This is a genomic window from bacterium, assembly GCA_035295165.1.
Classification (GTDB): domain Bacteria; phylum Sysuimicrobiota; class Sysuimicrobiia; order Sysuimicrobiales; family Segetimicrobiaceae; genus JAJPIA01.
Genome location: DATGJN010000011.1, coordinates 1 through 4,251 on the forward strand (window position 1 = coordinate 1; position 4,251 = coordinate 4,251).

The 4,251-nt window shown below is 65.6% G+C and carries 4 protein-coding genes and 2 tRNA genes; 3 read left to right on the forward strand and 3 right to left on the reverse strand.

Annotation, left to right across the window (positions count from 1 at the left end; all coding sequences use genetic code 11):
* Positions 1 to 309 precede the first annotated feature (309 nt).
* Positions 310 to 1,257 carry an alpha/beta hydrolase gene (locus VKZ50_01710; protein ID HLJ58427.1) on the forward strand — a complete coding sequence of 316 codons (948 nt, stop codon included), beginning with the start codon at positions 310 to 312 and terminating at the stop codon, positions 1,255 to 1,257.
* Between the two features lie 88 nt (positions 1,258 to 1,345).
* On the opposite strand, the gene VKZ50_01715 is transcribed toward VKZ50_01710, so the two are convergent.
* Together VKZ50_01715 and VKZ50_01720 are read right to left on the reverse strand one after the other, a co-directional pair.
* A complete protein-coding gene (locus tag VKZ50_01715; protein ID HLJ58428.1) occupies positions 1,346 to 2,350 on the reverse strand; it encodes a sensor domain-containing diguanylate cyclase in 1,005 nt (334 codons plus the stop codon).
* A gap of 117 nt (positions 2,351 to 2,467) precedes the next feature.
* A tRNA-Leu gene (locus VKZ50_01720) sits at positions 2,468 to 2,557 on the reverse strand.
* Between the two features lie 400 nt (positions 2,558 to 2,957).
* Between VKZ50_01720 and VKZ50_01725 the strand changes: the two genes are divergently transcribed.
* Together VKZ50_01725 and VKZ50_01730 are read left to right on the forward strand one after the other, a co-directional pair.
* Positions 2,958 to 3,033, forward strand: a tRNA-Lys gene (locus VKZ50_01725).
* 44 nt (positions 3,034 to 3,077) lie between these two features.
* Complete coding sequence (locus VKZ50_01730) at positions 3,078 to 3,452, forward strand: tyrosine-type recombinase/integrase (protein HLJ58429.1); 375 nt, start codon at positions 3,078 to 3,080, stop codon at positions 3,450 to 3,452.
* A 582-nt stretch (positions 3,453 to 4,034) separates the two neighbouring features.
* On the opposite strand, the gene VKZ50_01735 is transcribed toward VKZ50_01730, so the two are convergent.
* Positions 4,035 to 4,251: hypothetical protein (locus VKZ50_01735; GenBank protein HLJ58430.1), on the reverse strand; the 217-nt coding region annotated here is incomplete at its 5' end.

Consider the following 4,251-nt stretch of genomic DNA (forward strand, 5'->3'; position numbering starts at 1 on the left):
CCGCCGCGTGATCCACGTCCCGGGCCCGATCATCCCTGGAGGCAATACGCTCAGATCGCTCGCCGCAAAGAGCTCAGCGCCCAGGGGGTGACATTTTCGCTGAACCGTTAGCATGACAGGATTGCTGAACTACGACAGGCGATGTCGGCAACCGCGGATACAGCTATCGCCGCTCCGCATTGTCGCAGGCACCCGCTCCTCGCACGCCGGCACCTGCGATGAAAGGGTATCTTGCCGGCAGGGCGCGAACAGACGTCCTGAGAGCGGAGGGTCGAACGACCGCGGACGTCGTGTAACAGGAGAGTCTGCATGGACCTCGATCCTGACATTCGCACCTACCTCGACCAGATGGCCGCCGAAGGTGCGAGCCCCGTCTACGAGGTGCCGGTCGAGGAAACCCGGCGTGTGGTGGAGGCGCGGGCTCCCCTCATGTTCGGCCCCGTCGAGGACGTCGCCGCCGTGCGCGAGCTCGGCGTCCCCGGTCCGGCAGGCGCGATCCGTACGCGCGTGTACACGCCCGTTGCGTCGCCGCCGCTGCCGACCCTCGTCTATTTCCACGGAGGCGGGTGGGTGACCGGCAGCCTCGATACACACGACGGCGTGTGCCGCGCGCTCGCAAACAGAACACCCTGCCTCGTGGTGTCCGTCGACTACCGGATGGCTCCCGAACATCGCTTCCCAGCGGCTGCCGACGACGCCTGGGCGGTCACGGCGTGGAGCGCCGACCACATCCGGGAACTGGGGGGCGACCCCTCTCGCCTCGCGGTCGGCGGAGACAGCGCCGGCGGCAACCTGGCGGCGGTGGTGGCACTGCGAGCGCGTCACGCCGGGGCGCCACGACTGCGCCTGCAACTGCTCATCTACCCGGTCACCGATCACGACTTCCGCGCACCCTCCTATGAGCGCAATGCAACGGGCTACGCGCTGACTCGCGACGCCATGCGCTGGTATTGGGATCAGTATGTGCCCGTGGTGGCCCACCGCAACAACCCGGACGCGTCGCCGCTGCGCGCCGGCGATCTCCGCGGACTCGCGCCCGCCGCGGTCCTGACGTGCGAGTACGACCCGCTCCTGGATGAAGGCGCGTCCTACGCTTGTCGGCTGACCGAGGCCGGCGTGCCGACCTCCCACCGACACTACGCGGGGCTGATCCACGGCGTCGTGCGCATGCCCCGAATCACCCCGAGGGCGTGGGAGTTGATCGACGACTCGGCGCGGGCGCTTCGCGAGGCGTTCCAGACGAGCGTTCGGCGGTAGCGCCCACCTTGGGGGCGCGTTGCGGTCGTCGCAAGAAGACCGTCGGCTTGGGCGCACCATTGGAGAATCCACACCCCCGGCCGCGGGATCAGGCCCTGTCGACGGACCGATGTCGCTTCATCGCGTAGAGCCGCGCGTCGGCGACGCGCAGGAGAGCCGCTTCGTCGTCGCCGTCCGCCGGGCAACCGGCGATCCCCCAGCTGAACCCGACAGGTTCGATCGCGGCCCCCGGAACGCCCCGCACGGCGCTCCCGTCGGGTCCAAGCCGCCCCAGCATGGTCTCGGCTTGCGCCGGGGCGGTCTGCGGGAACAGCAGGGCAAACTCGTCGCCGCCAAACCGTCCGGCCACGTCATACGCGCGGATCCCCGCCCGCAGCCGGTGCGCCACGAGCGACAATACGTCGTCGCCGGCCGCGTGGCCGTAGGTGTCGTTCACGCGCTTGAAGCGATCCAGGTCGACCAGCGCGATGCTCAGCGCGTAACCGGCGCGGCGGCTCCGTTCGAGCTCAGACCGGAGGCTCTCGAGAAAGGCGCGCCGCGTCACGAGACCGGTCAGCGCGTCGGTGGACGCCACCTCTTTGAGTTGCTCGTGCAGGCGCGCCACCTCCATGGCTCCGGCGAGGTACCGCGACACGACCACAAGCAGGTCCCGCTCGGCCTCGGTGAACCCGCCCGGCGTCGCGCGAAACGCGCTCACCAACCCGATCACTTTGGTGCCCACGACGAACGGCACCCACATACCCGAACGGGGCTGCGGATCCAGCCGGCGGGTCGAACGCGGGTCCGCGAGCACGTCGGGAACGATCAGCGGGCCCCCGCTCTCGATCGCCACCCAGCCCAGCCCCTGTCCGCGGGGGAACCGCTGCCCGACGGCGCTCGCGCGCAGCCCCGAGGCCGCACGGATCACGAGTAGGTCCGGATCCCTCGGGTCGATCAGCGAGATCCCGCAGGAATCGAACTCCGTTTCCTCGCGGATCAGTTGAATGACGCGTCCGAGAAGGTCTGGCAGGTTGAGTACCGTCGTGAACTCCGTCGCCAGCCGTGCGACGAGTGCCAGCGCCCTCCTCGAGTCCGCGGGAGACTCTCGACCCATGGGAACGCTCCTGCCACGTCTCTTACCAACTACCGTACACTTTTCGGCGCGAGAAGAACAGAGTTCCGGACGAGGCGGTCGATAGCACAGGGCGCTACGACGTGCGGACCGGCGCGCTGGTGCGGGCGGAGGGATTTGAACCCCCACGGACCTCGCGGCCCACCAGGTCCTAAGCCTGGCGCGTCTGCCGGATTCCGCCACGCCCGCATGGCGTCGTGTTCGATTCTACGTGGACCCGAATCAGACGTCAACGCGCGCGTTCCCTTCGTGTTCCCCAAACGGGCACGGTTGCCGTACGCGGGGTCGCTGCCTCAAAATGAGTGCTCCCGAGCCGGCCGATCAAACCAGGCCATCAGGCGCGGAGGCGCACCAAATTGAGGAAGGCGAGTTGTTGTCGTGGGCGCATCGAGCAGAGTGCTGGCGAGGAGCCGTGTGGACTGCGTCCGCGCGGGTCCATGGCGCTGAAGTACGCGAGCCCTGAGGGACTCATGGAACCTCCTCAGGTGGTCAGCGGATTTATGAGGCAACCATGCCGGTTTCGGTAACCGACCGTAATGAGTCAGATCGCCCCCTTCACACTCCTTACCACCGGTGCTAAAATGGCTCAGGGCCGTTAGCACAACTGGCAGTGCAGGGGACTCTTAATCCCAAGGTTGCAGGTTCGAGTCCTGCACGGCCCACCAACCCTTATATACCAACGGTTTCCGGCGAGTCGGGGGGCACGACAATGCGGGAAAAGTCCCAAGGGTACCCCGATCACGTAACTGCTCACGCAAGGGCTGACGGAATCGATCTCGACGGCGCAGTCGACGATTACTTGGTTACCGACGCCGACGGACAGCCGTTGCGCTCCGATTCGATTACCCGCGTGTTCCTCAACATCAGTAAGCGGGCGGGCCTGCCGCACCCGATCACGCCCCACACGTTGCGGTACTATTTTGGCTGTGCGGTGCTGACGGCGAGCAGCGATCTCGAACTGAGGCGGCAACTGCCGCGGCACAGCACCCTGCACATGAGTTTGCAATACGCGAGGCTCACCAAGACCGACGTACTCCGCAAGTATCAGCGATCAAGCCCGCTGGATCGGCTGACCCGGCACTGACATGGGCAGGCAGGTAGCCGTCGTGCTTTACGTGGTGGCGATGGCAGCCGTCATAGTCGGTGTAGATTTCGTGTTCTTCAGAAACCGATTCTGGGAACGGCTGACAGTGAATATTGGCATTGTCTTGGTGTTCGCCGCTTTCTACTTGAGATTCCTCAGGCGTCCATGAACAAGGCGCGATAGCGCCCCTTCGCTGCGATTGTGCAGACGCACTTCGCACTCGCTACAGACGAGTGATCTGTGCTAACATCCTCTGCCCGCATGGTGTCCCGGATGCCTCGCAAATACATCGATTGCAGGCGATTCCCGTTAAGTGGTGTTCTGAGACAGAAAGAACGGGGCCGCGTCGCAGGATCGGGCGCGGCTCCTCACTGTAATCGAAAGCAGGTCCATCTTGACGCTCCGTTGAAAGCGACTTCCGTTTCACCGTCCGATCCAACGTCCTGGGGTTTGTCGGTCCGCGAAGCCTGGGAGGCGCAAAGGGCCGCGCCATGATCCGACGCGGCCCCAGAATCCTACTAGGGGTTATTCGTCCAGTCCGGTGCCTGGTCCACCAAGTCCGACCGTAACCTGCCCAGACTGTTACCGCTGCAGGTTGTGGACTTCGAAGGCCGTCTCCTGCGGTGGTGTGGTGAAACTTCCTTTGATCCCCTGCCGCATTCGGGGCATTAGGATATTGTCGCGGAACTGCTCCCAACTCTCCTTGGAATCGTGGACCGCCACGATCGTCCAGCCACCAGCCGACGCGCCAGCCGCGTGAAAGATCTGGCCTTTCGGGAGGCCGGTCCGCGAGGGATGC

Coding starts and splice junctions, on each gene's coding strand:
- VKZ50_01710 (HLJ58427.1), top strand. CDS start 310: ATGGACCTCGATCCTGACATTCGCACCTACCTCGACCAGATGGCCGCC.
- VKZ50_01715 (HLJ58428.1), bottom strand. CDS start 2,350: ATGGGTCGAGAGTCTCCCGCGGACTCGAGGAGGGCGCTGGCACTCGTC.
- VKZ50_01730 (HLJ58429.1), top strand. CDS start 3,078: ATGCGGGAAAAGTCCCAAGGGTACCCCGATCACGTAACTGCTCACGCA.